The sequence below is a fragment of the Arachnia propionica genome (assembly GCF_900637725.1).
GTDB lineage: Bacteria > Actinomycetota > Actinomycetes > Propionibacteriales > Propionibacteriaceae > Arachnia > Arachnia propionica.
In genome coordinates this window covers 571,690-598,455 of sequence record NZ_LR134406.1, presented here as the reverse complement: position 1 = coordinate 598,455, position 26,766 = coordinate 571,690, and the positions used below count along the sequence as shown (strand labels likewise).

The 26,766-nt window shown below is 67.1% G+C and carries 22 protein-coding genes; 5 read left to right on the top strand and 17 right to left on the bottom strand.

All coding sequences use genetic code 11. The features are described from left to right. Positions 1-42 precede the first annotated feature (42 nt). Positions 43-1,254, top strand: a complete 1,212-nt coding sequence (locus tag EL272_RS02690; protein ID WP_159424570.1) for a neutral zinc metallopeptidase — start codon at positions 43-45, stop codon at positions 1,252-1,254. A gap of 34 nt (positions 1,255-1,288) precedes the next feature. Here EL272_RS02690 and EL272_RS02685 read toward each other — a convergent pair whose 3' ends face one another. From EL272_RS02685 to rsmI, 7 genes are all read right to left on the bottom strand, one after another. Further along, the gene (locus EL272_RS02685; RefSeq protein ID WP_014845673.1) at positions 1,289-1,918 is read right to left on the bottom strand and encodes an ATP-binding cassette domain-containing protein; all 630 of its coding nucleotides are present in this window, start codon (positions 1,916-1,918) and stop codon (positions 1,289-1,291) included. 2 nt (positions 1,919-1,920) lie between these two features. Then, complete coding sequence (locus tag EL272_RS02680) at positions 1,921-3,975, bottom strand: hypothetical protein (RefSeq protein WP_061788234.1); 2,055 nt, start codon at positions 3,973-3,975, stop codon at positions 1,921-1,923. A 211-nt stretch (positions 3,976-4,186) separates the two neighbouring features. After that, entirely contained in the window at positions 4,187-4,672 is a 486-nt protein-coding gene (locus EL272_RS02675; protein ID WP_061788233.1) for a MarR family winged helix-turn-helix transcriptional regulator, read from the bottom strand. 10 nt (positions 4,673-4,682) lie between these two features. Beyond that, on the bottom strand, positions 4,683-5,582 hold the full coding sequence (locus tag EL272_RS02670) for a 4-(cytidine 5'-diphospho)-2-C-methyl-D-erythritol kinase (RefSeq protein WP_061788232.1): 900 nt from the start codon (positions 5,580-5,582) through the stop codon (positions 4,683-4,685). Between the two features lie 4 nt (positions 5,583-5,586). After that, positions 5,587-6,444, bottom strand: coding sequence for a 16S rRNA (adenine(1518)-N(6)/adenine(1519)-N(6))-dimethyltransferase RsmA (gene rsmA, locus EL272_RS02665; RefSeq protein ID WP_014845669.1), 858 nt, complete (start codon positions 6,442-6,444; stop codon positions 5,587-5,589). Further along, a complete protein-coding gene (locus EL272_RS02660) occupies positions 6,437-7,300 on the bottom strand; it encodes a TatD family hydrolase (RefSeq protein ID WP_061788231.1) in 864 nt (287 codons plus the stop codon). The genes rsmA and EL272_RS02660 overlap by 8 nt, the downstream gene beginning before the upstream one ends. Beyond that, positions 7,297-8,145, bottom strand: a complete 849-nt coding sequence (gene rsmI, locus EL272_RS02655) for a 16S rRNA (cytidine(1402)-2'-O)-methyltransferase (protein ID WP_082793912.1) — start codon at positions 8,143-8,145, stop codon at positions 7,297-7,299. The genes EL272_RS02660 and rsmI overlap by 4 nt, the downstream gene beginning before the upstream one ends. A gap of 92 nt (positions 8,146-8,237) precedes the next feature. On the opposite strand from rsmI, the gene EL272_RS02650 reads away from it, so the two are divergent. After that, a complete protein-coding gene (locus EL272_RS02650; protein ID WP_014845666.1) occupies positions 8,238-9,950 on the top strand; it encodes a dolichyl-phosphate-mannose--protein mannosyltransferase in 1,713 nt (570 codons plus the stop codon). Positions 9,951-9,977: 27 nt separating this feature from the next. On the opposite strand, the gene EL272_RS02645 is transcribed toward EL272_RS02650, so the two are convergent. After that, entirely contained in the window at positions 9,978-11,393 is a 1,416-nt protein-coding gene (locus tag EL272_RS02645) for a DHA2 family efflux MFS transporter permease subunit (RefSeq protein ID WP_061788229.1), read from the bottom strand. A 112-nt stretch (positions 11,394-11,505) separates the two neighbouring features. Continuing rightward, positions 11,506-12,609, bottom strand: coding sequence for an FAD-dependent oxidoreductase (locus EL272_RS02640; RefSeq protein WP_014845664.1), 1,104 nt, complete (start codon positions 12,607-12,609; stop codon positions 11,506-11,508). 206 nt (positions 12,610-12,815) lie between these two features. Between EL272_RS02640 and EL272_RS02635 the strand changes: the two genes are divergently transcribed. Beyond that, positions 12,816-14,282: a uracil-xanthine permease family protein gene (locus tag EL272_RS02635; RefSeq protein WP_061788228.1), complete on the top strand. Its 1,467-nt coding sequence runs from the start codon at positions 12,816-12,818 to the stop codon at positions 14,280-14,282. 10 nt (positions 14,283-14,292) lie between these two features. Next, a complete protein-coding gene (gene trpB / locus EL272_RS02630) occupies positions 14,293-15,489 on the top strand; it encodes a tryptophan synthase subunit beta (protein ID WP_061788247.1) in 1,197 nt (398 codons plus the stop codon). A gap of 1 nt (position 15,490) precedes the next feature. On the opposite strand, the gene EL272_RS02625 is transcribed toward trpB, so the two are convergent. The 5 genes from EL272_RS02625 to EL272_RS02605 are packed head-to-tail and all read right to left on the bottom strand — an operon-like array spanning position 15,491 to position 22,548. Then, the gene (locus tag EL272_RS02625; RefSeq protein ID WP_061788227.1) at positions 15,491-18,685 is read right to left on the bottom strand and encodes a DEAD/DEAH box helicase; all 3,195 of its coding nucleotides are present in this window, start codon (positions 18,683-18,685) and stop codon (positions 15,491-15,493) included. Positions 18,686-18,722: 37 nt separating this feature from the next. Beyond that, positions 18,723-19,742 (bottom strand): sensor histidine kinase, encoded by a 1,020-nt coding sequence (locus tag EL272_RS02620; RefSeq protein WP_014845660.1) that lies wholly within the window; start codon positions 19,740-19,742, stop codon positions 18,723-18,725. Then, complete coding sequence (locus EL272_RS02615) at positions 19,742-20,410, bottom strand: response regulator transcription factor (protein ID WP_073970115.1); 669 nt, start codon at positions 20,408-20,410, stop codon at positions 19,742-19,744. The genes EL272_RS02620 and EL272_RS02615 overlap by 1 nt, the downstream gene beginning before the upstream one ends. Before the next feature lie 19 nt (positions 20,411-20,429). Further along, the gene (locus EL272_RS02610) at positions 20,430-22,094 is read right to left on the bottom strand and encodes a cytochrome c biogenesis protein DipZ (protein ID WP_014845658.1); all 1,665 of its coding nucleotides are present in this window, start codon (positions 22,092-22,094) and stop codon (positions 20,430-20,432) included. 4 nt (positions 22,095-22,098) lie between these two features. Then, positions 22,099-22,548 carry a thioredoxin family protein gene (locus tag EL272_RS02605; RefSeq protein ID WP_014845657.1) on the bottom strand — a complete coding sequence of 150 codons (450 nt, stop codon included), beginning with the start codon at positions 22,546-22,548 and terminating at the stop codon, positions 22,099-22,101. Positions 22,549-22,920: 372 nt separating this feature from the next. On the opposite strand from EL272_RS02605, the gene EL272_RS15205 reads away from it, so the two are divergent. Further along, positions 22,921-23,064, top strand: coding sequence for a hypothetical protein (locus tag EL272_RS15205; protein ID WP_157682452.1), 144 nt, complete (start codon positions 22,921-22,923; stop codon positions 23,062-23,064). Positions 23,065-23,087: 23 nt separating this feature from the next. Here EL272_RS15205 and EL272_RS02600 read toward each other — a convergent pair whose 3' ends face one another. From EL272_RS02600 to EL272_RS02590, 3 genes are all read right to left on the bottom strand, one after another. Beyond that, positions 23,088-23,381, bottom strand: coding sequence for an antibiotic biosynthesis monooxygenase family protein (locus tag EL272_RS02600; protein WP_041697110.1), 294 nt, complete (start codon positions 23,379-23,381; stop codon positions 23,088-23,090). 31 nt (positions 23,382-23,412) lie between these two features. Then, complete coding sequence (locus EL272_RS02595) at positions 23,413-26,079, bottom strand: hypothetical protein (protein ID WP_061788224.1); 2,667 nt, start codon at positions 26,077-26,079, stop codon at positions 23,413-23,415. Positions 26,080-26,143: 64 nt separating this feature from the next. Beyond that, positions 26,144-26,731 carry a TetR/AcrR family transcriptional regulator gene (locus tag EL272_RS02590; protein ID WP_014845654.1) on the bottom strand — a complete coding sequence of 196 codons (588 nt, stop codon included), beginning with the start codon at positions 26,729-26,731 and terminating at the stop codon, positions 26,144-26,146. Positions 26,732-26,766 lie beyond the last annotated feature (35 nt).

Genomic DNA, 26,766 nt, shown 5'->3' with positions numbered 1-26,766 from the left:
CCAAGCACAGTCATGAACAGACAGCGTGAAGAAGGAAAAAGAATGAGTGTTCCAGGTCCGGGCGGGCAGTGGCAGGCAAATCAGCAGCCGGTTTGGGGTCAGCAACCGATGCCCCAGCAGAGCTGGACGCCGATGTCCACGAATCCCTACTGGAACGCTCCGGGGCAGCAGGGTTTCGGTTTCCAGTACAGCCCCCAACCGCCAAAACCGCAGGGCGGGGCGGGGGTGCCGGTGGCGTTCGGTATCGTCCTCGGGCTGGTCGTGCTGGTTCCCCTGCTGGTGGTACTTGTGGGTTCCCTCGGTTCCAAGAATCAGACGACGTCCGAACCCGCCGTGACGACACCGTACAAGACACCTGCCCGGCCGAGGGAATCAACTCCGAGACCCACACCCACCGAGGAGACCACGACTTCCTCCCCCAGCCCGACGACCCGGCGCAGCAGCGTCCCGCCCAAGCAGACCCCATCGCCCGAACCGACAACACCCTCCCCCGAGCCGACTCCCACATCCGCCCCCCGCAGGCCGGGACAAAACGGCTGGAAGGTGCCCGACGGAAACCTGGATTCCCTCCCCAGCCCCGACTCCAACGACCCGGCGTGGAAGACGGTTCAGCGGGCGCCCATCTACAACCTTGCCTGGCCCGACGTGACCGGATGCCCCGAACCGGGACACGCAGGCTCCATGGCTGAGATGAAACAGCAGATCGACCCCGCGGTGGAGTGCACACACAGGGCGTGGACTCCCGTTTTCAAACAGCTCGGATATTCCGCCCACTCCCTTCCCGTCTACTACTACGAGGGGGACTCAGTGACCACTCCCTGCGGTACCGCACAGGCGCCCGCTCTGTACTGCCCCGCGAACGGGGGAAGCCTGTACTTCGGTGGCAAGCTGCTGCGCGACAGTTCCGCGAGCGCCATCTGGATCAAGCTCATGGTCTTCCACGAGTACGGACACCACATCCAGGCCCAGAGCAAACTGTTCAACGCCAAGGCCAAACTTCCCAGAGGGAACGAGACGGAACGCCGGATGGAGATCCAGGCCGAGTGCTACGCCACCGGAATGATGCGCAGCGACAATTCCTTCGCGCTCACCGAGAAGAACTACCAAATTCTCCGCAAAGCGCTGCAGAGCTTCGTCGACGACGGCATCCACGGCAGCCCGGAGTCGCTGCTGTACTGGGGCATGCGGGGTTTCCACTCCGAGGCCATCGGCGGGTGCAACACCTGGGTGGTGGGTTCGGAAAAGGTCAGGTGAAACACCCCGGGAGAGCCTCGAGGCCGCGAACTCCTCACACGCCCTCGTCAAGGTTGAGGAGCTGATCGCAGCCGTCCATGACGAAGGGATCGTGAGTTGCGATCACGACGCAGGACCCTTGGTCGGCGATGGCGCGGATGTGCCCCATGACGATTCCGGCGTTGGTGGGGTCGAGTGCTCCGGTGGGTTCGTCGGCGAGGATCAGTTTGGCGGCCTTCACCATGATGCGGGCCAGGGCAACGCGTTGTTGTTCGCCGCCGGAGAGCGTGGCGACCCTCGTGTTCAACCGGTCGGCAAGCCCGACGGATTCCAGGGCCTCCCGCATGCGGCCGGTGTCCTTCCTGCCCCGCATCGCGACCGCTAGGTTCTCCTTGACCGTCGCGTCCTCCATCAGGGCGTAGTTCTGGAACAGATAGCCCAGTGTGTCCCGCCGGAAGATCCGACGCCTGGTGGATCCCATTTCGAGGAGTTCGACGCCGTCGAAGGAGATCCGGCCGCCGTCGGGGGCCGTCAACAGCCCGATGCAGTTCAGCAGGGTTGACTTGCCGGATCCGCTGGCGCCGATCAGGCCGGTCAGGGTGCCCCGTTCCGCCCTGAGATCGATGTTCTCCCACAACACCCGGGACCCGAAGGACTTCTTCAAGGAGGAAACGACCAACACCATGCTCAGGCCTCACTGATTCCGTTTCTGACGATGTTCCGGTGCGCGATCAGGAGCGTGAGGGCGAACCCGCCCGTGGCGACCAGCGACACCAGCAGGGCCGGGAGCATGTCGAGGACCTGGAGGGCCGGGGCCTGCAGGGTGGGGTCACCTGCGAAAAGCGCCTCGAATTCCGCTCGCCTCCGCGTCACTTCGTAGGGGGCCCAGGCCAGGACCGCCAGCAGGATGATCCCTTCCAGCGCGATCAGCACCCGGTAGTTCGACCACATGCTCCAGCCGTGCAGATGCCGGACAAGGATGCGGGAGGCGTGCAACCTGGTGTAGGCCCCGGCCACCGCCACTCCGGCCAGAACCGCCACCACCCCTGCCGTCGCGGCACCGAAGGTCGCAATCCTCAACTCGTTTCTCTTGTCCGCCATGATGGTCCCGGCCCGTTCCACGACGGGGGTGACGCTCAACACGAAACGGCCGAGCTCGGGATTGTTCATGACATCGGCACGGATCCCATCCGTTCCGAAAACCAACAGCTGCCCATCTCCCGCCGTGCCGGCATAGGGACCGAAAACCCCGGGAGGAACAACGACCACGACCGGATCACTCAGCAGCGAGGAACTCGTCGTCGTCAAGGATTCCCCCGCCACCTCCGGTGGCATGGAGAAGGTGTTCAGCACCTGGCCCGCCCCGACGGGAACGACCTTCACCGGGAGATCGCCCGCGTCCTGCCGGATCATTCCCTCGAACAGGGCCTCCGCTTGTTTCCTGACCCGGTCACGCAAATCCCACAACCCGGGGCCGATCAGGATCGTGATCCCGTCCCCGAGGCTGCCCGCCGTGGCCCTGGTCCCATCGGCCAACATCACCCGTTGTTCCTCGAGATAGCGGTGATTGACCCAGAGCGATTCAACTGACATTCCATCATCGGGGATCTCCGCCAGCGTCTGGCGTTTCGCCAGCAGCAGGTCCCCTGCCCTGTCCTTGGAAGCCAGCCAGGACCTGATGACCTCCACCAGCCGGTCCTCGTCCTCGCTGTTGTAGGCGTTGCCGGAAACCACCACGGATGCGTCGCCCAGTTCCAGCAGGGGACGTATCGCATCCTCGCGGCTCCTCGCGTCCGCCGAGAGAGTCACGACACCGGCCACCAGGCCGAGCGCCAGGGCGACGGAGACGCATCTCAGGAAATACGCCACCGCCAACACGGGCCGCCCGGGAATCTCCCCCTTGATGGCTCCGAGAATGTCGGTGCCGTGCGTGATCCACAGAAAGAACAACAACGAAACCAGCGCCCCGGAGAACAGGAGGGCGGCCATCAGGACGGTCTGCGCCGCCAGCTCACCGGCCCCCACTCCCCCGAACGCGATGGCGGCCCAGCCAACGCCCACCGCCGTCGTCACCGCCCCACCCAGGAGCCACCCCAGGAACAGGGGCCCGATCTCGCTCAGCCAGCTGGCCCACACCTCCCCACCGTGCAGGCGTCTGATGGCGTACCGCCGCGTCCGTGACACGACGGAGGCGGCCGTCGCGCCCGCCAGGAGCAGCGCGGTCACCCAGATGACCTCACTGGACCCGGAAGCCAGTTTCCTGATGTCGGGATATCCTGCGGGTTCGAGTTGGTGGGCCTCGGCGCCGTGCTCACGCAGGGCATCGGCCACAGCGCCGCCGCCGGCCTCTCCTAGCACGATCCACCACCCGACCGGGCCGCGCATCCCGATTTCCGGCATCGGCTTGAGCTCGGTGCGCATGGCGTACCCGAAATCCATGGCCGGATCCGAGGCCACGAACTCATCAGCGCCGGCTCCGGTCAAATAGATGGTCCTGCCCGTGCGATTGTGTTCCAGGGAAGGCACCACCTGTCCGATCAGGATTCCCTTCTCACGGGCCAGTTCCCCGAGGTCGCGCCGCAGATCATCCACCGAGGCATCCCCCGCCCATCGTGTCACCTGGATGTGAGCACGAGCGACCAAGGGGGACACCGCGCTACCGGCCTCAACTGACTGGTAGGCCAGCAGGAAAGCGATGATCCACGACGCGACCAGCAGGAGCCGCAGGAGCTTCCGCAGCACTTCTCACGCCCCGGGTCCGGATCCCGCCGGACCGGCGGCCCCGGCCATCGCGCCCGCAACCGCGACCGCGGTCCTCGTCGTCCTCATCGTTTACCCCTTTCAGCAGGGCGGCCGCTCCGGGACCGATGGTGGAAACCCCGATGTCCTCTTCATTGAGCGGACACCTGTAATTGTGACAGGCGATCCGGAACGGGCGGTGGCGGGATTCGCATCAGTCCTGCGCGGCCGCGAGGAGCCGCCGCAGCATCCCGGCCAGGGCTCGGCGTTCCGTCTCCGGCCACCCGGCCAGCAGGGATTCCTCCAGCTCGACCAGCGCCCCGAGGGCCTCGTCGACGGCCCGGCGCCCGGCGGCGGTGAGCTCGACGAGGGCGGCACGGCCGTCGCTCGGGTCGGAGCGGCGGGTGACCAGGCCCCGGGCACGGAGCCGGTCGACCCGGTTGGTCATGGTCCCGGATGTGACGTGGGTCTGCTGCAGCAACTGGCCCGGGGACAGCCGGTAGGGCCGTCCGGCGCGCCGCAGGGCCGCCAGGACGTCGAACTCCCAGACCTCCAGGCCGTGTTCGGCGAAACAGCGTTTGCGTTCCCCGTTCAGGAGGGCCGCCAGCCGGTGGATCCGCGACCACACCCCCATGGGGGAGGTGGCGAGGTCGGGGCGTTCCCGATGCCACGCGGTCATCACCTCGTCGACCTCGTCCATCTGTGCTCCTTCAGTTCACGATCCGCGCGCCCGGTACCGGCCCGTGGGCGCGACGCACGGCACGGACCCGGGAGGACAGCACCAGCCGGTCGGAGATCGCATCGGCGACGGCCTTGGTGCCGGCCAGGAAGGCAATGGTGGGGCCGGAACCGCTCACCAGGGCGCCGGTCGCACCCGCCTCGCGTCCCATTGCCAGGACGTCGGCCAGCTCGGGCTGGAGGTTGAAGGCCGCCCGCTGCAGGTCGTTTCTGAGCAGCGCACCCACACGGCGAGCATCACCATCGGCCAGGGCGGCCAGCAGACCGGAATCGATTCCGGTGGGCTGGGGTGGACTGATGCGGTCGAACTCCCGGAACACCGCTGGGGTGGACAGGCCATGATGGCTCAGTGCCAGCACCCATTGGAAGCTGCCGCGCACCGGCACGGGCCTCAGCTTCTCCCCCCGCCCGGTGCCGACGGCGGTGCCGCCGTGCAGCAGGAAGGGCACGTCGGCACCGAGCCGGGCCGCGACAGCGTGGAGCTGCCCCGTATCCAGGCTCGTCCCCCACAACTGATTGCAGGCGACCAGGGTGGCGGCGGCATCGGCCGATCCCCCGGCCATGCCTCCTGCGACGGGGATGCGTTTGTGAACCCGGATCTCCGCCCCGAGGTTTCCCGTCCCGCAGGTCCCGGCCAGCAGCCGGGCCGCGCGGACCACGAGGTTGGTGTCGTCGGTGGGCAGGCCGGAGGCGCCCTCGCCCCGGAAACTCACCCGGAACACCCCGGCCTCGGCGGGTCGCGCCACCAGGTCGTCGAACAGCGACACCGCCTGGAACAGGGTTCCGAGGGCGTGATAGCCCTCGTTGTCGGTGGCTCCGACGTTCAGCGCCAGGTTCACCTTGGCCGGCACCCGCACCCGCACTTCCTTCACGGGCTCAACCTACCTGTTGTCTGCTCGCGATGGCGGCGAAGTCCGTGACGTCCAGGGCCTCGCCCCGGGCCCGTGGATCAATGCCCGCCGATTCGATGGCCTCGGAGGCCGCCGCCGAGGAACCGAACATCCCCGACAGCGCCGCCCGCAGCATCTTGCGGCGCGACGCGAAGGCCGCATCGATCACGGCGAAGGTCCGTTCCCGGGTGGCGGTGGTCGCGGGTGGGTCGCGGCGTTCCAGCCGCACCAGCCCCGAGTCGACGTTCGGCACGGGCCAGAACACCCTCGGGGGCACGGTGCCGACCCGCTTCGCCGAGGCCCACCACGCCAATTTCGCGCTGGGGGCCCCGTAGACCTTCGAACCGGGTTGCGCCGCGAGCCGGTCGGCCACCTCCAACTGCACCATCACCAGGCCCCGCCGCCACGACGGGAAACTCTCCAGCAGATGCATCAGCACCGGCACCGACACGTTGTAGGGCAGGTTCGCGACCACCGCGGTCGGCGGCCGGCCCGGCAGTTCCGTGACGGTCATGGCGTCGGCGGCCACCACGTTCAAGCGAGCCGCCGCGTCCCGGCCCAGTCGTTGCGCGACGGTGGTCCCCAGCCTTCCTGCGAGGCGTTCGTCGATCTCGATGACACTCACCTCGCTCGCCACCTCCAGCAAACCGAGGGTCAGTGACCCCAGCCCGGGCCCGATCTCCAGCACCACGTCGTCAGGTCCGATCCCGGACAGCGAAACGATGCGCCGCACCGTGTTGGCGTCGATGACGAAGTTCTGGCCGCGCTGTTTGGTGGGGCGGAGCCCCAGTTCGGCGGCGATGCGGCGCACCGAGGCGGGATCGAGCAGACCGGTATCAGGCATCGCCGCCCCAGCGGGTCGCGTAGGCGGCCTCGGTGTTGGCCGTCACCCGGCGGCAGAAATCTGCCAGATCGATGCCGAGCAGGTCGGCCAAGAAGGTGACGGTGTGGGGCAGCAGATAGGGGGCGTTGGGTTTGCCGCGCTGCGGTTTCGGCGTGAGATAGGGGGCGTCGGTCTCGACGAGGATGCGTTCCAGGGGCGTCACCTTCGCCGCCTCCCGCAGCGACCCGGCCGAGCCGAAGGTCACCACCCCCGGGTAGGACAGCCAGTAACCGCGATCCACGCATTCGCGGGCGAAGTCCGCGTCCCCGGAGAAGCAGTGCATCACGACCCGCTCGGGAGATTCCACGGAGTCGAGGACCTTCAGGACGTCCGCGTGGGCGTCACGGTCATGGATGACGAGGGTGAGGTTGTTCTCCCGGGCCAGTGCGATGTGGAACCGGAAGCTGTGGGCCTGCACCCGCTGGGCCTCCGCATCGCGGGTGCGGTAATAGTCCAGGCCGGTTTCACCGACCGCCACCACCCCGGGCAGCGCGGCCAGGGCGGGCAGCTCCGCGAGCTCGGCGTCGAGGGCCGCCAGTCCGTCACGCTGAAAGAGCCGGGCGGCGTCGTTGGGATGGATGGCGACGGCGGCCCGGACCCTGGGGTCGGTTGCCGCCAGCTGCGCCGCGGCGCGCGAGGACGGCAGGTCGCATCCGACGTCCACCACCCCGCTCACCCCGACCATGCCCGCGGCTGTGAGCGAATCCGCGACACCGAGACCGGAGTACTCGGTGGTGGATCCCAAATGGGTGTGGTTGTCGATGACATGCGCAGGAAGCATGTCAGGCGCAGCGGGCAGATGTTGCGGAAGGGTCATTGTTCCTTCTTCCTGGCCGCCAGCGCGGCCTCGTAGAGTTCCTTGCGCGGGACCCCGAGCAGGTCGGCGACAACACGCACGGCCCGGGACAGTTTCTCACCATCCGCGATCCGGGAGGCCACCAACTCGAGGGCGTCGCTTGTCCCGGCCCGGACCGGTTCCGCCCCGGCGACGACGACGGTGACCTCGCCACGCACCCCGCCGGCCGCCCACCCGGCCAGCCCGGCCAGGTCGTCCCTGACGATCTCCTCGTGAGGTTTCGTCAGTTCCCGGCAAACCACGGCCCGCCGATCCGCGCCAAACGCATCGGCGGCGTCGAGCAGCCATTCGTGAAGCCGGTGCGGGGCCTCGAAAAAGATCATGGTGCGTTCCTCGGCCGCCAACCCCGCCAGCCGGCTGCGCCGCTCCCCTGCTTTGCGGGGCAGGAAACCCTCGAAACAGAACCGGTCGCAGGGCAGACCGGAGACCGCCAGCGCCGTCAGCACCGCCGACGGCCCGGGAACCGCGGTGACCGGCAGGTCGCGTTCGACACAGGCCGCCACGAGGCGGTACCCGGGGTCGCTGACCGACGGCATGCCCGCGTCGGTGACCAGCACCACGTCCTGCCCGTCGGCCACCGCCCCGGTCAGTTCGGCGGTGCGGGCGGCCTCGTTGCCCTCGAAATAGGACAGCACCCGGGCAGCAGTGGCCAGGTCGATGCGGCGCAGCAGGGCGGCCAGACGGCGGGTGTCCTCGGCGGCTATCACGTCGGCGGCCGACAGGGCCTCCCGCAGCGCCGGGCTGGCGTGGGTGTGCGAACCGATGGGGGTGGCCGCCAACACCAACCGGCCTCGCGTGGGTTCCATGCCGGCCAGCCTAGGCCCTGTTGCGGAAGTCACTCCCGGCTGCGGCGATGCCGGAAGGCGGTTCTCGGCACCCCCTCCCCTAGACTGTCCGCGTGGTGAGGACTATCGAGGCGCTCGAGGATGGCCGGCTCCAAGATCGACTGGCCGGTTGGCTGTTAGCAACGGGCCTCGCGGTCTTTGCCTTCCTGATACGCGTTCACAACCTAGGGTTCCCGGCGAAAATCGTCTTCGACGAGACCTACTACGCGAAGGACGCCTGGGGGCTGCTGCACTCCGGGTACGAGAGGCAGTGGCTGGCCAACAAACCGTTCAACACGGACGCCAAGATCGCGGACGGTGACCTGAGTGGTTTCACCGAGGGCCCGGCCGCCGTGGTGCATCCGCCGCTGGGCAAATGGCTGATCGCGATCGGGGAGCATTTCTTCGGGATGACGCCCTTCGGGTGGCGGATCTCGGCCTGCGTTTTCGGGGCGCTGCTGGTGTTGCTGACGGTGCGGCTGGCGCGCCGCCTGTCGCGTTCCACGCTGGTCGGGGGCATTGCCGGGTTGCTGATCACCTTCGACGGCCTGGCCTTCACCATGAGCAGGATCGCGCTGCTGGACATCTTCCAGGCCACTTTCGTGCTGGCCGCCGTCGCCGCGCTGGTCGCAGATCGCGACTGGTTCCGGCTGCGACTGGCCGATTACCTGCGCAGAAACAACCTGGACTCCCTCGACGGCGACTACGGACCGCTGGTCCTGTTCAGGCCATGGCGGCTCGTCGCCGGGCTGATGTTCGGCGCGGCCTGCGCGGTGAAGTGGAACTCCGTCTACGTGATGGCGGTGTTCGGGATTCTAATCGTGGCCTGGGACATCGGGGCCCGCAGGCTCGCCGGGGCGGGGAAGCGACGCGAGGTCACCTGGCTCACCTGGAGCGTGGCGTCGGTTTTCATGCTCTGCGCCACGATCATCGCAGGTTCCCGCATCGGCTATGTGCAGGCCGCCCTGCTGATCGGTGCCGTCGGGGGTCTGATTCTCTACGCCCACGTCCTGGGCATGTGGAAGTCGCTGTTCGGGGACGCCCCCATGGCCTTCCTGTCGACGGTGGTGCTGGTGATCCCCCTCTACATCGCCTCGTGGACGGGCTGGTTGACCACCTCGGGAGGTTACCTGCGTGACTGGGGGGTCAAAAACCCGGACAATCCCGTAGTGAAACTGCTCGGACCCGACCTCGGGGCGTTGTGGAACTATCACGTCTGGGCTTTCTCGTTCCACACGGGTGACGGCATGATGGTCGAAGCGGAGCACCCCTACGAGGCCCATCCCCTGGGCTGGCTGATGATGGTCCGGCCGATCGGCATCGACGCGCAGAACGAAATCCAGCCGGGTGATCAGGGCTGCGAGGCCGTCGGCACCACCTGTCTGCGGGTGATCTCCGGCATAGGCACCCCGGTGCTGTGGTGGATGGCCTGCGCCGCACTGGTCGCGGGCATCTGGTGGTGGCTGGGTCGCCGCGACTGGCGGTTCGCAGTTCCCGTCCTGGGAGTGCTGTCGGTGTGGCTGCCGTGGTTCCAGTTCGCGGCCCGCCCTTTGTTCTTCTTCTACGCCATCGTGCTGCTGCCCTTCTACGTGACGGGATTGGCGATGGCGCTGGGCAGGATCCTCGGCCCCGCGAATCACCCGAAACGCCGAATCCGCGCCATGCTGGTGGGTTTGGCAATCGGTCTGGTGATCCTGCACTTCACGTTCATCTACCCGATCCTCACCGACGGCCTGCTGACCCGCCCCGAATGGCTGTCGCGCATGTGGTTCGGCACCTGGATCTGACGCGCGGGGAGGGGCGATCGTTCGGGCTCAGTTCTTTCGCTGGTGCTTCGGGCGTTCGAGGAAACAGGCGATGACACCCACCGCGAGAATCGACGCGGCGGGCAGTAGCAGCGTGCCCGACATGGCCGAGGCGATACCGTCTGGGGTTTGTGGAGAAGTGGCCAGCAGGGTGCTCATCACGGTTGCGACGACGGCGCTGCCCAGCACCGAACCCACCTGCCGGGTGGCGTTGTAGACCCCCGACCCGGCGCCGGCGTAGGTGATGGGCAGGTTCGCCGTCGCGGCGGTGGACAGCGGTCCGAACACCAGGCTGCTGGCCACGCCGGTGAAGGTCAGCAGGACAACCGGCACCCACACCGGCGTCGTGGTGTCGAGGAAATGCCCGGCCGCCAGCAGCGAGGAGGCCCACACCAGCCCTCCGGTCACGGTCAGGTAGCGGGGATGTACCCGGTTGACCAGTTGTCCGCTCCATTTCGCCACGATCAGCGTGACCACCGCGGAAGGCGCGTTCACCAAAGCGGCGAACAGCGGGCTCAGCCCGCGGGCCTGTTGAGCCCAGATCATCAGCGGGTACGGGGTGGCGACGCTGGTCATCCCGACCAGGGCAATGGCCAGATTCGCGACGGAGAAATTGCGGTCCCCGAACAGCTTCAGGGGCATCAGCGGCTCGTTGGGGTTGAACCGCTGCCACACCACGAAGGCCGCGAGGAAACACACCCCGACCACCAGCAGCGACCCGACGGAGATGGGGCCCGCGATCACCCCCCAGTCGTGGGTGCTGGCCTCCTGCAGGCCGAAGACGATGCAGAACAACCCGATGCCGGAGAGCGTCACCCCGGGCCAGTCGAAGCGGTGCGGGTGCTGCTCCAGGTCCGGGACGAGATGATGCGCCGCGATGTAGCCTGCCGCTCCGATGGGAATGTTGATGAAGAAGATCCACTCCCAGCCGAGCAGCCCGATCAGCAGGCCACCCAGCATCGGGCCGACGAGCATCGCCAGCCCCGCCGTGGCTCCCCACACCGCCATTGCCGTCCCGCGCTGGTGCGGCGGGAAGACGCGGGTGATGACGGTCATGGTCTGTGGGGTCATCAGCGCGGCGCCCAGTCCCTGCACCACCCGCGCGGCGATGAGCAGCTCGATTGTGGTGGTCAGACCGCATCCCAGGGACGCGAGGGTGAAGACCACCAGCCCGATCAGGTAGACCAGTTTCGGCCCGAACCGGTCACCGAGACGCCCGGTGATCAGCAGAGGCACCGCGTAGGCCAGCAGGTAGGCGCTCGTCACCCACACCACGGAGGTGACGTCCGCACCCAGCTCCCGCATGATCGTCGGGGTGGCGACGGTGACGATGGTGCTGTCGACGAGGATCATGAAGAACCCCACCACCATCGCCCACAGCGACCGCCAGGCCATGGGCTGCTCGTCGGGTGCGGGTTGGCTCATGGGGCTCCTAGGGTCGCTTCGAATCCGGTGGGGACACTACCGGGGTGGATGGAGTTCCCCGGCGAGCAGCCACATACCGGTCGCGGTGTCGCGGCCAGACGATCCGGTGTTCTCAACGACGACGCAGCAGTCGGCCCACGCCGGCCCGCACCTTCGAGGCCCACGGCAGCGACACGCTGCGGGCCGCGTCGACACCGAGCAGCAGGGCCGCCAGGTAGCAGCCCGACGCGGTGCCGTTCATCAGTTCACCCCGGCCGTTGCCTCGGGTGTAGAAACCGCCCGGTATCGCGGAAGCCCCGACGACGGGGCGGCCGTGGTCGCTGGGGTCGATGATGAGCTGTCCCGGCATCACGTCGCGGGCCCCGAACTCGGTCGCGGCCCAGTTCATGAGCGCCGCCGCGGCCTCGGCCACCTGGACGCGGGCGCATTTCGGGCCGAGCAGCAGCACCTCCTCACCGATGGGCCGGATCAGCCAGGTGGGTGGGCCTGCCAGCAGCGTCACCTCCCCGGGCACCTCGACGCCCCGCAGCCGCAGGGTCGGCACGTACTGCGGTTGCCCCACGCCCGCCACCGACCCCCACGGGCTCACCGCCAAGGTGTCGACGACGGCGTGCGCGGTGAGGACCTCGAGGTCCCGCGACCACGCCAGGTTCCGCCGGAACGCCACCTGGGTTGCCCCGTCGAGACGTTTTATGCGGGTGACGGTGACGTCATGGAGGATCTTCGCCCCGGCGGCCTCGGCCTGCTCATCCAGGACGGCGGCGTAGTCGGCCGGGTCGACAAGCAGCGCGGGGGAACGCAGCCCCGCCGCCGCCCGGGTGCTCGCTTCGGCGGGCAGCAGCGAGATCTCGGCCCCGCCGTCGCCGATCAGCTTCAGCACCCGGTTCAGTTCCCGGTCCAGGGCTACGCCCAGGGAGTGGTCGTGCAACTCCACCTCGGTCAGCTCCAGTGCGCCGGCGGCCGCGACCCCCCGGATCTCCTCCAGACCCGCCAGGTTGCGGCGCACGTGTTCCCGCGCCGCCTCGTCGCCGTAGGCACCGGCCATGTTCGCCACGGTGCTGGCGTGAGCGCAGGCCGCGACCCCGTGGCCGATGGCGGCGGTCGCGTGTGCCTGGTTCGGGTCGAGAACCGCCACGGAAAAACCTTCCGTGGCCAGGCGCCGGGCCGCGGTCAGCCCCGCGACGCTGGCCCCGATCACAACGACGTCCAACACCATGACCCAACCCTAGCCGGGGCCCGAAGCCCTTCCCCGGACCCTCGCCCACGATCACCATGGTTTCGACACGACCCACTCGATGACGCCCGTGAGGCTCGGCTCAACCAGCTTCCGGGAAAACCCTCCGAGTTGTTCACGAATGGTGGCGTCACTTGTTCCCCGCCCCGGCAAGGGCAGTAACATGCCCGCGACGAAAGGACTGGGCCATGTTCGGCTGGAAGCTGCACAACAACGGAATCCTCGTTCCCGGGGCGGTGGTGGCCCCGACCGAACGGCTCGGCTGGGGACGCACGATCGGGCTCGGCGCCCAGCACGTCGTCGCGATGTTCGGCGCCACGTTCGTGTTCCCGCTACTGATGGGGCTCAACCCGCAGCTCGCGGTGATGATGAGCGGCATCGCGACGCTGATCTTCCTGTTCGTCGTGAAACACCGAGTGCCCAGCTATCTCGGGTCGTCGGCCTCCTTCGTTGGTGTGGCGACCGCGATCTACTCGGCGGGCGGTAACCCGGCGACCCTGTCGGGTGCGCTCTTCGTGGTCGGGTTGGCCTTGTTCATGGTGGGTCTGATCATCCACTTCGCGGGCGCCCGGGTGATCCACAAGACCCTGCCGCCCGTGGTGACCGGCGCGGTCGTGATGCTGATCGGTTTCAACCTGGCCCCGGTGGTCGCGAACACGTACTGGCCGCAGGATCCGTGGCTGGCGTTCATCGTCATGCTCATCGTGATCGCGCTCAGCGTGGGGTTGCGCGGCTTCCTCGGGCGCATCGCCATCTTCCTGTCGCTGGTGGCCGGCTACATCCTGAGCTGGGTTTTCGACCTGGCATTCGGGCCGATGCGCAGCGCCGCCGCCGACGGCACCGTCACCGAGAAGATGCGCGTCGACTGGTCTGCCGTCGAGGCCGCCGACTGGTTCGGCCTGCCACCCGTCACCGACCTGGCCAACTGGCGGTTCGGCGGCGCGGGCAACGTCGTCGGTTTCCACCTTCCGCAGTTCTCCTTGGGAGCCATCATCATCGCCCTGCCGGTGGTGATCGCGCTGATCGCCGAGAACGCTGGTCACGTCAAGGCCGTGGCGGAGATGACGGGCGAGAACCTGGACCCGCTGATGGGGCGCGCCGTCGCCGCCGACGGCGGCGGCTCGATGCTCGCGACCCTCGTGGGCGCTGGGCCGACCACCACCTATGCGGAAAACATCGGTGTGATGGCCGCCACCCGTGTCTACTCGACGGCAGCCTACGTGGTCGCCTCCCTGGTGGCGATCTGCTTCGGCTTGTCACCGAAGTTCGGGGCAGTGATCTCCGCCACCCCCGGCGCGGTACTGGGTGGGATCTGCGTGGTGCTGTACGGCATGATCGGTCTGCTGGGAGCGAAGATCTGGAAGGAAAACCACGTCGACTTCGGCAACCCCATCAACCTGATCCCGGCGGCAGCGGGCATCATCATCGGCATCGGCGACGTGAAACTGCCGATCACCGAGGGCTTCACCCTGGGTGGCATCGCGCTCGGCACCATCGTGACCGTGGCCGTCTACCACATCGCCCACGCCATCGCCCCGCGCGAGCTCCGGGAGGCCGCCGACGGGGCGTCGCTGATCTACGACGCGCCCGGAATCTACTCCGACGACATGTCCGATGCCGCAACCGTCGACAATCGCCCAGCCGACCAGCGATAGCATTCGCGACATGACTTCGCTGATCCACGCTGACGAGGCCGGGTTCTTCGGGAACCACGGCGGTCGTTTCCTGCCCCCGCAGCTCGAAGCTCCCATCGCCGAGGTGGCAGCTGCCTACGCGCAGGCCCGCCAAGACCCCGGTTTCCAGGCCGAATACGAGGCGCTGCTGGCCGATTACGTCGGCCGCCCGTCGCCGCTGTTCCTGGCGGCCGGGCTGACCAGGCACCTCGGCGGGGCGATGATCTACCTCAAACGCGAGGACCTCAACCACACCGGTGCCCACAAGATCAACCACTGCCTGGGCGAGGGGCTGCTGGCCAAGCGGATGGGCAAAAAGAAATTGATCGCGGAAACCGGCGCGGGGCAGCACGGCGTGGCGCTGGCGACCGCAGCCGCCCTGCTCGGGCTGGAGTGCGAGATCCACATGGGCGCCGTCGACGTGGCCAAGCAGCATCCCAACGTGGTGCGGATGGAGATGCTGGGCGCGAGGGTGGTGTCGATCACCTCGGGTGGGCAAACCCTCAAGGAGGCCATCGACTCGGCCTTCTCGGTGTTCGCCGCCGACTACGCCGACACCTTCTTCGCCATCGGTTCGGCCGTCGGCCCGGACCCGTACCCGTCGATGGTGCGGGACTTCCAGTCGATCATCGGCCGCGAGGCCCGCCGCCAGGTGCTGGAGAAGGAGGGGCGCCTGCCGGATGCGCTGGTGGCCGCCGTCGGCGGCGGCTCGAATGCGCTGGGGTTGTTCACCGCCTTCCTGGAGGACGAGCCGGTGAAGATGTTCGGCGTCGAACCCGCGGGCCGCAACCTCGACGTGCCCGGCGAGCACGCCGCGACGATCACCCTCGGCACCTCGGGGACGCTGCACGGCATGCGCACGCTGCTGCTGCAGGACGAGGACGGCAACCCTGCGGAGGTGCACTCCATCGCCTCCGGGCTGGATTACCCGGGGGTCGGTCCGCAGCACGCCTTCCTGCGGGATACGGGTCGCGTCGAGTACGTCACCGCCTCCGACGACGAGACCATCGCCGCTTTCCAGCTGCTGTGCCGCACCGAGGGCATCATCCCCGCCCTGGAGTCGTCGCACGCCCTGGCGCACGCCATCCGGTTGGCGCCGACGATGAGTCCTGACAAGGTGATTGTCGTGAACCTGTCGGGTCGCGGCGACAAGGACGTCGACTACGTCGCCGAGTATTTGGCGCGGTAATTCAGTCCAGCACTGCTGACAGCTGCTGGAAGTAGTTGTACTTCGCCCATTCCGCACGGTCCCCGACGACGTACAGCCGCCGTTTCGCTCGGCTGGCCGCGACGTTGACCAGGTTGACGGTTTGTGCCGCCCACGCCTTGGCTCCCGGGCGGTCGGGCGCCCCTCCCAGCACGAGGAACACGACGTTGGCTTCACGTCCTTGAGCGGTGTGGATGGTGCCCGCACGTAACTTGTCGTATCGCTTCTTCAAGGTTTCCAACGCGTTCGCAACCTCGCGGAAGGGTGAGATCGCGATCATGTCGGAGTACGGGATTCCACGTCGTTCCAGATCCTCCAGGACCTGCTGCAGTCGGCGTATCTGATTGGGTTGCAGATGGGTCTCGTTGATGTTCGCGGGTTCGTCCAGCCATCTGCTGTGCGGTATCTGTGACCACACCGATTCACCGGCTCCCCGGTGCACCCCATTGACCATGATCCCGTTGTAGGCGATCTGGTTGCACAGCGAGAACATCGGGTCGTCACAACGGCGGTGAACCTTCAGCGGGGCACTCACCCACATGTCCCGGTCTCCCTGCCCCAAGGTGGTACCGAACTTCCCTACCCGATCCGCCAAGGACTGCACCGAAACCTGTGGAGCGAGCCAGTCGGCGCTCACATCACAGGAGGCCGCGATGTCCAGCTGGACCTTCTTCGGGATCGTCACCACAGGTGGCAGCTGAAGCGGATCCCCGACGACGACGGCTCGCTGGGCCCGCCAGATCGCCCCTGCGGCCTGTTGCGGGCAGGCCTGCCCGGCCTCGTCGATCAACACCCATCCCAGGGACTCCGCTTCAAGATTGCCGAACATCCGACCGAATGATGCGAAGGTGGTGGAAACCAGTGGAACCACGAGGAAGAACAGCTGCCATGCCGCCAGGAGTTTCTCGGATTCGAGTTCCCGGGGATGGCGTCCGCCAACGACATCCACCGCCGCACCGAGCCAGTCCCTCATCTGCTGTGCGGTGTTCGCCAGGAAATCCTCATGCAGTTTGAGAGCTGCAAGGAACAGGTCCGATCGTGCCTCGTCCAGTTCCGGATCGAGCCAAGGAGCGCGCATCTCGCGGTGGTCCCCCACCCAGCCCCGACCGGGATAACCTGCTCCGAAGCGACTTCTGTCGCGGACGCATTCCGCTCGTAACTCGACCACCTGATCCGTCACCTGGTTCAGCTGATTGGCGCAGACCACGTGTTCCCTACCGATTCCGGCCAGGTGTTCACGGAGCCGTTGTTCATGGGCTCGGATGCTTTGGTGTCTTTTCTCAACCTCGTCCAGCTGATCGGAAACCACCTGGAATCGTGTTCGCCATTCCCGGATGGCCCGTCCCAGGGTGAAGACGATCTCCAGGAGGCCGGGTTTTGACTCCATTTCCCGTTCACGCCTGGCCACGGCGTCTCGTACCTCTTCCTCCGCCCGGCTCACGTATCGCAGGAGGTCCTGCAATTCCGCCCCGATGGCGTTCCTGTTCTCCTCGAGCGCCTTGACCCTGGCCTGGAGCTCTCGTTGCCGGCCCTCCTGCACCGGAAGAATGGACAGCCGTTCCGCGGCCAGGTACCGTTCCTCCATCAGGTCCCGGACCCGCCGCTCAGCCCGGTGGTACTCCTCGCGTGCCTGTTCCCAGGTACGTACCGGAACCATTCCACCAGCCCATTCCTTGAGGCGGGTTTGCATGCGCTTCGGAGTTTCCGGATCCCGTTCCTTGGTTCTAGCGATCATTTTGTCGAACCAGAATTCGGAGCAGAACCTGTTACGGTTTTTCTTGTTCCCGAGACGGGCGGCCACCAGCCCCCAGGCCTCAGTGGGGGCAGGAGCACCGGGCACGTCTTCACTCCCCGGTTCCACTGGCGTCGCTCCCCTCAGGACGCATGTCGCGATCTCCGCGAAATAGTCGGCTCGGGTGATCCACGGGTCGCTGATGGCGTTGCGAGCCGGAATTTCGTTGGTGACGTTCTCGACGGCGGCGTTGTTCGCGGAGGCGACAACCATCTCAAAGCCGGTGAGTTCGGGACGCAGCTGAGGCACCGTGCAATTCCGACCGTTGGGATTCTGCCAGCGGTGTTCCGTCCCAGTGAAGGCCTGCCTCGGATGTGTCAGCCCGGCGAGGCGGCTGGCCCGTTCCACCACATTCCCGGCCAGCAGGTCACGGAGCATGGTTGTCTTCCCCGTTCCCGGCGGTCCGTTGACACCCATGAGTCCGCGGGTAGTCGCCAGGTCGTCCAAGGCCTGGTTGACGGCGAACTGTTGGCTGAGCGCCAGGCAATGGGCAGGGTTGGTGGGCCATCGCCCGAGCGGCAGCCGCTCGATGCCGGCGCCTTTCGTCACGACCTCAGGACTGGCCATGACGTCCACGCGGTCCGTCTCCCGGATGTCCGAGGGCCTGGTCAGATACGCCTCCAGTGCGCTCCCGGGAATGGCGCCGTCGATGATTGTTCGCCACACCCTGCCCAGGTCTTCGAGGAAAAAGCTGTTGAGGAACTCCAGTTCCTGCTCGTTCCTGTCGCTGACCTGAACGCTCTTGATGAGGATTCTGTTGGTGGCCAGGTCGGGCAGTTTGCTGATGTCACAGACCCAGTGAGCCGTTTTCACAAGATCTTCGAGGGACCCGGGATCCTGGGCCGGGGGCTCTTGTGTCCCTGCTTCCTGACGACGCCTGCCCTCCACGGTGTCGAACTCTTTGCAGAGGCGTTCCTGGGAAGCCGCGAATTTCTCCATCCAGTCCAGCGTGATGTTGATCTTCTCCCCGGATCTGGACTGGTTGGCGATTCGTCCAACCGCCCACAGGGCCGAGGAGAGCACTGCGGACCCGGGAACCAGCTTCCCGTCCTGATCCACCACCATACCGACGCAGGCGCTGCACCCCGGTGGCCGTGGATCGTAGGCATCGTTGTCGTCGTAGAAAGCCTTGTGCAGCCATTCGTATGTTTCCTCGAGCCGGTACAGTCCGAGATAGACCTCGTGCCGCCAGACGAGATCCTTCTTGGTCGGGGCCGGTAGTGATGTCCAGGGCAGGGGCGCCCGCGGCGTCCACTCGATCACATGCAGATTTTCCGGACGGGTGGCGAGAGGGGTGGTTTTCGGCATCGGCTGCGGGTTGAACATCTCCAGCAGCCACCAGCAACTGAGAATCTGTCGTTGACTGTCCAAGCTGGTTCGGGGCATGCCTCCATCTTGCCGTCCGCATCTGACACAAACCGGCTCATTCGTGGATTTTGGCCCCTACAGCCGCTCTCGGCAGTTCGATCGTGACCTCGCAGCCCGGTGGCCGGTTCCGCAGGTCGACGGTGCCCCGATGGGCCGCGACTATGGTGCGGACGATCGGCAGGCCGAGTCCGTTTCCCGACCCAGCGCCAGGGGTGCGGGCCCGGTCGCCGCGCCAACCCGCGGTGAAGGACTTCTCCAGGGCCTCCGGACTCAACCCGCCGCAGCCGTCGCGGACCTGCACCCGCACGGTGTCGTCGCCGCCGCTGACGACCACGGTCACCTCGGTTCCGGGACGGGTGTAGGCGATGGCGTTTCCGATGATGTTCTGCAGCGCCCTTGACAGCAGTCCCGCGTCTCCCGTGACGTCGCTGGAATCCCCCTCGACGGAACCCGTGAGGCGCACGTCGCGGCGCAGGGCGAGCGGGGTGAGGTTGCCGACGAGGTCGGAGACCAGGTCGCTAACGGTCACCGTCTCGGAGTTCAGCTCCAGGGTGCCGGACTGCAGCCCGGCCAGCGCCAGGACGTCGTCGACCATGGCGGCGGTGCGTTCGGCCTCCGCGACGATGGCGCGGTGGTAGCTGGCGGGGTCCGGGGCGATGCCGTCCTCCAGCGCCTCGCCCATCGCCCTGATACCGGCGAGCGGGGTGCGCAGGTCGTGGGACAGCCACGCGATGAGTTCGCGCCTGCCCTGCTCCACCTCGCGTCGGCGACGTTCCTGTTCCAGCGCCGCCGCGGCCTCCGCGATCACCCGCTGGCTGCGCAACGCCACCAGCACACCCGCCAGCAGGGCCGCGGGAACGGTGGCGGCGAGCAGCAGCAGCGGCACCCCCACCGATTCGATCAGCATCAGCCGCACCCCGACCAGCATCCCGACCCCGACGGTCACGACGACGGTGATGGGGCTCAGCAGGGCGGCCCAGCGAACGGAACACCTAGCCACGCTCAGGGTCATGGCGGTGCAGCCCAGACCCACCAGCAGGGTGACGGCGGCGACTACCAGCAGCTGCCCGGTCACTAGGCCTCCCACCGGTATCCGCGACCCCACACCGTCACCAGCCGGGTGGGATGCTGTGGGTCGGGCTCCACCTTCCCGCGCAACCGCCGCACGTGCACCGTCACCGTGGATGCGTCGCCGACGTCCCAGCCCCACACCACGCGCATCAGTTCCTCACGGGAGAAGACCTTCTCGGGATGGGTTACCAGGTGGGCGAGCAGGTCGAACTCGCGGAGCGTGAGCGTCAGCGTCTCGCCCGCGAGGGTGGCCTTCCGGGCTGTTAGGTCGAGGATGAGGTCGCCGTCGGTGATGATCTCCCGTTCGGGCCGGGGTTGCTGTCGCCGCAGCACCGCGTTGACCCTCAACACGAGTTCGCGGGGGCTGAACGGTTTGGCCAGGTAGTCGTCGGCGCCGAGTTCCAGGCCCAGCACCCGGTCGGCCTCCGAGCCCTTGGCGGTGAGCATGATCACCGGTGCGACCACCCCGCGGGAGCGGATCCGCCGGAACACCTCGAGGCCGTCGATACCGGGCAGCATGAGGTCCAGGATCACCAGGTCGCAGCCGTCGGCGAGTCCCAGGGCGCTGATCCCGTCGGATGCCTCGGTGATGCTGTGCCCGGCTGCACGCAGGTAGTCGGAGACCACACCGCGCACGGTCGGGTCGTCGTCGACGAGCAGGATGTTTCCCATGGGCTCAGGGTAGGGCTGCTCATCCGAATGTGAATGCATTGGCGCTCACGCCTTTGTCGAAGGTCAGGGTGACGGTGGTTCCCCGGGTGGCCTCGGGCAGCCGCACCAGCCGGTACAGGCGGGCACCGGAGATCGTCACCTCCTCGCCCTGCACGTCGGCCCCACCGGGTGGACCGCCGCCCTCGACCTGGACGCGCACCTTCGCCCCTGCGGGACCGTCCATCACCAGGAACATCTCACGCCCGGCGAAGCGATAGTTCAGTTGCGCCCCGTCTCGGGCGGCGGTGATCGATTCGTCGCCGGCCGTCCAGCTCCCGGACAGGCTCCACCGATTGGTGGCACCGGGCGCTGGGTTCTGGCCGTAGTCGCGTTCCCCGGTCTCCAACCGGGTTTCGTTACCGGATGCGCGCCGGGTACCGAGGTAGGTTTCCGGTGACTGCCCCCGCGTGGGCTGCGTGGTTTCCCCGGTGACCCCGGCCTTGTCCCCGGTTTCGCCGAGCAGGTCGCGGATCTGTTTCTCCGCTTCGTCGTAGCTGCCCTCGCCGAAGTGCGTCCAGCGGATGTTGCCGTCCTTGTCGATCAGGTATTTCGCGGGCCAGTACCGGTTGTGGTAGGCGCGCCAGGTGGCGAAGTCGTTGTCCAGGGCCACTGGGTACTTGATGCCCGCGTCACGCACCGCCTTCTCGACGTTCTCCGGCACTTTTTCGAAGGTGAACTCGGGCGCATGCACGCCGATGATCTCCAGTCCGGCGGCACGGTAGCGGTCGTACCAGGCATTCAGGTAGGGCTGGGTGCGCATGCAGTTGATACAGCTGTAGGTCCAGAAGTCAACCAGCACGACCTTGCCCCTGAGGTCGGCCAGGGTGGTGGGGTTGCTGTTGACCCAGTGGGAGATACCGGCCAGTTCCGGGGCCGGGCCGAGCTGCCGTTGTTCGGCATTGCCCGCCACCCCGGGGGCCGCGTTGCTCTGGGGGATGAGTCCTTGTTCGAAGGCCGTGAGCGCAGGGAACTTGTCGACGGCCCAGGTCTGGAGTGCCTTGTCCAGGCCCGTGGAAACGAACAGACCCACGACGATGAACAGTGCCGCGATGGCACGCTGGAACCAGCCGCGCGGGTTCGAGGCCCAGCCGAGCCGATCGACGAGCCTGCGGCCCGCCAGGGAGATGCCCAGCAGCGCCCCCGCCATGCCCGCACAGTAAATACCCAGGTAGATCATGCCTGCGACGGGACTGGCGGGCAGTACCGTCGCGATGACCCACGCGTAGGTTGGCGAGCAGCTGCTGAACACCGGCCCGAGTGCGGCGCCGGTCAGGAGTGCCCCCGCGGTTTCACCGCGCTGGTTGCGGGCCTTCCCGAGGAGGCCGTGGGCAGCCTCCAGCTTGGTCCACCGGGCTACCCGGGCCCACAAACCGGGGAAGAGCATCGCAACCCCCAGCAGGATCACCAGCACGCCCGACCCGATGGCCCAGACGCGCGGATCGATGCTGAGGAAGGCGGTGCTGGCTTTCAGCAGTAGTGTGAAAACCAGCAGCGACACGACGAGCGAGGCCGCGATCAGGTAGGGGCGGCGCCTGGAACCGTGTCCCAGGCTTCCGCCGACGATGACCGGCAGGAACGGCAACACGCACGGCGCCAGCACTGTCAGGACACCTGCGACCAGGGAGAGCAGAGCGGTGACGATCATGAAGTCAGCCCTGGAGTTCCTTGAGCAGGGCATCCACCGAAGTGCTGACCCATTGGCGTGTCTTCTCGCCGTTGGTGTCTATCTGCACGAAGGTGTGTTGCGTCGTCACCCCGTAGCGTTGCCGCAGATCGGTGTGCTGGTCGTAGTCGACGCTCACCACGGTGGTCTTCGCGGGGATCTTCCCGGGATCGGAGGTCAGCGCCTCGTTGATGGCCCGGCAGTCGGGGCACCACTTGGCGTTGAAGAACAGCACTACCTTCGAGTCGGCGTACTTGTCCTTGGAGGCCTGGTACTGGTCGTAGGTGATGTAGGACTGGGACGCCGAATCACTGTGCGACGTGGCCGAGGAGGGAGACTTCGCGGAAGACATGGCATCGGAGGACGAGTTCGCTTGGGAGCAGCCGCCGAGCACGATGATGGCTGACAGGGCCAGGGGCAGGAGGTATTTCTTCATGCCCGGAAGTCTTCCGCCGCCGTGATGACGCGGAACAGGGAGAAATCCTTACGGAAGTGTGACGTCTCACAGACGTCCGATCGATCCGGTCCCGTGGATGCGCACGCGAGCCCGTTCACCCGCGTAAACGTGTTCTTCCACGGGTTTTTTACGCGTCTCCACCAAGGCCAGCCGAGCCGGGGCTCGGAAGGCCTGATCGACAACGTATCGCGGACCGCTTCCTTGAAGCTGGTTGAACCAGCACGTGAGCGAAGCGAACGGCTGTGTCGAAACCATTTAAAACCCGGCCACGGTCCCGGAGGAAGAGGGTGGGCATGATTTTCTGCCCCACATCTTGTTGTCACTTCTGTTCCAGACGAACGGCCCGGCCCCATGCCCGGTTACGCCCCGGCAGAGGCGTTGCTGACCCTGACCGGGGTTTCCCCGGGAATCACGACCATGACGGTCAGGAACTGCGAACCCGACGGCATCACTTGCAACGACGCCACGCGCACCTACGCCATCGCCGTCACCTGAGTGGTCGTCGCGATCCGCTCGTTCTACTCGTCGTGCTGGACGACCTCGAATCCCAGCAGCTCAATGGACATTCCGCGGCGTTCGTCGTCGGCGTGGGCGCTCGTGTCGCGGCCGGCCACCCAGGCGTCGTAGTGTTCTCGGGTGTCCCAGCGGGTGATGACGAAGTAACGGTCCTCACCGAACCGAGGACGCAGCAATTCGAAACCCTCGAAACCCTCGGCCGCGTCCACCGCGCGTCTGCGGGCCGCGAACCGTTTCTCGATCTCCGGTCCCGCACCTTCGGGGATCCTCAGCGCGGTGATGTTCACAAACGTCATGGCATCCTCCTGAACCATCAGTTGGGTGATCCTAACCCGCTCCCCCGTCGTTCCGGGCCTCGGCGGGACGGTGGGCGAGCGGAATGCTCACCCACGTCTTCTCCCCATCCTCCCCACCGTGAACGAGGGTGGTGCCGAACCTGGCGACCCGGTCCGACAGGGTCTGGGCCGATGCCCTGGGCGGCACCCAGGTGGCCGAGACCCCGCAGGCGTCGGCCATCCCGGCCAGCACCCTGTCCGGGAGCGTGACAGTCCTGCGTTCGGCTGAGTCACCGATGGTGAGCGCTCTCCGGGCCACCCGGAGGGCCTTCAGCACACGCGGCGGGGCGACCCGGTCCGCCACGTCGACGACCACCCACCCGAGGCCCTCGGGACCGAACTCGCCGAACATCTCCGCGAACCCCTCACGGGTGGTGGCAACCACCGGGACCGCCAGGAAGAAGAGCTGCCAGGCGGCCCGTATCTTCTCGGGTTCCAGGTTCTCCGGAACCCTTCCTGCGACGACGTCGACGGCGGTCCCCAACGCGCCCACCATGCGAACGGCGGTCCCGGACAGGAAGTCCTCGTGGAGGCGCATCGCGGCAAGGAAGAGCTCGGAGCGGGCGGTCTGCAGTTCGGCCTCCAGCCACGGGGCGTTGAGTTCGCGCCTCTGGCCCACCCATTCTTCGTCGGGATAGTTTTCGCCGAGTCGTCTCCGGTTCTTCTTGATCTCGCGGCGCAACTGGTCCAGTTCGGCCCCGATGCCCTCCAGTTCCGGTTCCATCTCGACCTGCTCCATCCGCAGTTTCTCGAAACGGGCCCGCAGCTCCTCGCCGCGTTCGAGCCTGTGCTGGTACTCCTGCTCCGCCTTCTGAAGTTCGGCTGCCGCCACGTCGTGCTGCTTCCGCCACTCCCGGGCGGAGTTGCCGAGGGTGAACACGAACTCGGTCGCCCCGGGTTTGAAGGCGAGCGTCCTGTAGTGCTCGGTGGTGGTTTCCGAAACCTTCCGCCTGGCCTGTTCCTCCGCCTTGGCGTTGGCCGTCATCTCGGATTCAGCTGCGGCGAGTTCCTTCGCCACCTCCGGGACGCGTTCCCGCAGAAGACGTTCGCGTTCCACGAGCTCCTGATGGCTCAGCATCGCGTCACGGGCATCGATCATCATCCGGGTCAGGCGTTTCACCTTCTTCTCGGCCTGGTGGAAGTCGTGTTTGGCCAGCCACCAGCTCTGATGGGAGGCCTTGCCGTCGCGCCAGTCCCGTAACCTGCCCAGCATCCTGACGGACCCGGCCTCCCCGTCGCCGGGGCCAGGTTTGTCGAACCAGTACTCGGACCTGAACGCCTCCCGGGTTTTCCTGTCCCCCAGCCAGGCCGCGACCATGCCCCAGGCACCCCCTGCCTTCCGGTTTCCACCGGCTGTTTCCCCGTCACGAATCGCGGTCGCTATGTCGGCGAAGTAGTCCGCCGATTCCCGCCACGGCCGCCCCAGAGCCTCCCGGCCCGTGAGTTCCGCGGCGAATCCCGCGGCGGCCTCGTCATTTTCGGAGATCACCACCGTCTCGAATCCGCAGAACTCCTCCCGTAGCTGCAGGACGACGCGCTGGAATCCTTTCGCGTCCTTCCAGCTGTGCTCCTCGGTGGTGAACGCCTCCATCGGGTGCGACAGCGACGCCAGGCGCCGGGCGCGTTCGACGATGTTGCCGGCCAGGATGTCGCGCAGCACGACGGTCCTGTCCTCGCCGGGTGCCGCGTTGATGCCCATGAGTCCCTGTCCGGGCGCCAGGTCGTCCAGGGCGCGGTTCGTCACGAACTGCTGTCTCAGGGTCGGCGACTGCTCCGGGTCGCGGGGCCAGCGTCCGGAGGGAAGCCGTTCCGGCAGGGTCAGGGCATCGATCGCATCGGGATGATCGGCGATGTCCACCCGCCCGGTCTCGTCGAGTTCATTGTCACGGGTCAGGTAGGCGCGCAGCGCGGCTCCCGGTCGTTCGTCGGTTTCCAGTTCCGCGATCACGGCATCCAGTTCCGTGCGGAAGCAGCTGTTCAGGAAGTCGGGGTCCGGGGTTTCTTCGCTGCGCCGGTCGTCCACCCACTGGCTTCTCACGACGATCCGGTCCATGGACAGTTCGCGGGCGCCCTCGATGCCCCAGGTCTTCTGGACGATGCGCAGCAGTTCCCGCAGGGAGTCGGCGTCCTGGGGCGGCGGCAGTTCCCCCTCGATGCTCGCGCGCCTGGCACGCTCGAAGGAGTTGATGATCTCCCCCAGCCGGGTCTGCGCGGCACCGAACTCGTCGACCCATTCGACCCTGGGGATCTGTCCGTGGGCGATTCTCCCGACGGCCCAGAGCGACGACGACAGCACCGCGGAGTCCGGGATGATCCGCCCGTCCTCGTCCAGTATCAGACCGATGCAGGCGCCCCTGCCCGCGGGGCGTTCGGTGTGTTCGGTTTCCTCCCCCGAGATCTTGCGTAGCCAGTCGTAGGTGTCCTTGAACCGGTACACCCCCAGAAAAACGAGATGCCGCCAGGCTCCGGGGCCCCTTCCCCCCGAGGAGGAGAGGGTTTCCCACGGCAACGAACCCGGCGGTGTCCATTCGATCACCTGCTCGCTCCCGGACCCGTCGGCCAGGGACATCGGCCTGGGCATCAATTGCGGGCTGAAAAGCTCCAGCAGCCGCCAGAACGCGAGGATCCGGCGGCGCTCGTCATCAAGAAGGCCCGGCATGCGTACCATCTTGCCGTTCCCGCTCGTCAAACGCACTCGGCTTTCTGTCCGACGGCATCTGGGATCAATCCGGCCGGGCGATCCGGCGGGCCGCACGCACCACTGATTCCCTGCGTCTGGCACGCTCCGCATCGGTGTCGGAGCCGGTCAGCATGCGGGCCACCTGCGGCACGGAGGACCACCACCCCGCGAGCGACAGGATGAGGAAGATCATGTGATCCGCATCGATCTCCTCGGCGACGCTACCTGCCCGCTGCCCTGCCTCGACGGCGGCCGTCTTGTCCCTGTACAGCCCCAGTCGCTGCTCGTCGTCGGGGTTCCCCGCATCGAAAGCGAGCCCTTCCCAGCGCAGCAGACGTTCAAGCTCCGGATGCTCCAGGTGATAGTCGTAGACCCGTCCCGCGTACTCCCCGACGTCCTCGGTGGCGAAGGATTCCACCGGCACCGCTTGCGCGACCTTGACGAGTTCGTCGCGAAGCACATGGGCGAACAGGTCGCGTTTGCCACCGAAGTAGTTGTAGATGCGTTCCTTGTTGACCCCGGCCACTCCCGCGATCCGCTCGATGGTGGTGCCGTCCAGCCCGTGGGCGGCGAATTCGGCGACAGCCGCGTCGAGGATGCGGCGTTTCGTCGCTTCTGTGTCCCAGGCCATGACTCGTTCCCGCTTGCCGTGTCATTCCAACGCGA

Coding starts and splice junctions, on each gene's coding strand:
- EL272_RS02615 (WP_073970115.1), bottom strand. CDS start 20,410: ATGGGAAACATCCTGCTCGTCGACGACGACCCGACCGTGCGCGGTGTG.
- rsmI (WP_082793912.1), bottom strand. CDS start 8,145: ATGGAACCCACGCGAGGCCGGTTGGTGTTGGCGGCCACCCCCATCGGT.
- EL272_RS02590 (WP_014845654.1), bottom strand. CDS start 26,731: ATGGCCTGGGACACAGAAGCGACGAAACGCCGCATCCTCGACGCGGCT.
- EL272_RS02605 (WP_014845657.1), bottom strand. CDS start 22,548: ATGAAGAAATACCTCCTGCCCCTGGCCCTGTCAGCCATCATCGTGCTC.
- EL272_RS02660 (WP_061788231.1), bottom strand. CDS start 7,300: ATGACCCTTCCGCAACATCTGCCCGCTGCGCCTGACATGCTTCCTGCG.
- EL272_RS02600 (WP_041697110.1), bottom strand. CDS start 23,381: ATGACGTTTGTGAACATCACCGCGCTGAGGATCCCCGAAGGTGCGGGA.
- EL272_RS02635 (WP_061788228.1), top strand. CDS start 12,816: ATGTTCGGCTGGAAGCTGCACAACAACGGAATCCTCGTTCCCGGGGCG.
- trpB (WP_061788247.1), top strand. CDS start 14,293: ATGACTTCGCTGATCCACGCTGACGAGGCCGGGTTCTTCGGGAACCAC.
- rsmA (WP_014845669.1), bottom strand. CDS start 6,444: ATGCCTGATACCGGTCTGCTCGATCCCGCCTCGGTGCGCCGCATCGCC.
- EL272_RS02640 (WP_014845664.1), bottom strand. CDS start 12,609: ATGGTGTTGGACGTCGTTGTGATCGGGGCCAGCGTCGCGGGGCTGACC.
- EL272_RS02675 (WP_061788233.1), bottom strand. CDS start 4,672: ATGGACGAGGTCGACGAGGTGATGACCGCGTGGCATCGGGAACGCCCC.
- EL272_RS02625 (WP_061788227.1), bottom strand. CDS start 18,685: ATGCCCCGAACCAGCTTGGACAGTCAACGACAGATTCTCAGTTGCTGG.
- EL272_RS15205 (WP_157682452.1), top strand. CDS start 22,921: ATGCCCGGTTACGCCCCGGCAGAGGCGTTGCTGACCCTGACCGGGGTT.
- EL272_RS02685 (WP_014845673.1), bottom strand. CDS start 1,918: ATGGTGTTGGTCGTTTCCTCCTTGAAGAAGTCCTTCGGGTCCCGGGTG.
- EL272_RS02690 (WP_159424570.1), top strand. CDS start 43: ATGAGTGTTCCAGGTCCGGGCGGGCAGTGGCAGGCAAATCAGCAGCCG.
- EL272_RS02595 (WP_061788224.1), bottom strand. CDS start 26,079: ATGCCGGGCCTTCTTGATGACGAGCGCCGCCGGATCCTCGCGTTCTGG.
- EL272_RS02610 (WP_014845658.1), bottom strand. CDS start 22,094: ATGATCGTCACCGCTCTGCTCTCCCTGGTCGCAGGTGTCCTGACAGTG.
- EL272_RS02645 (WP_061788229.1), bottom strand. CDS start 11,393: ATGAGCCAACCCGCACCCGACGAGCAGCCCATGGCCTGGCGGTCGCTG.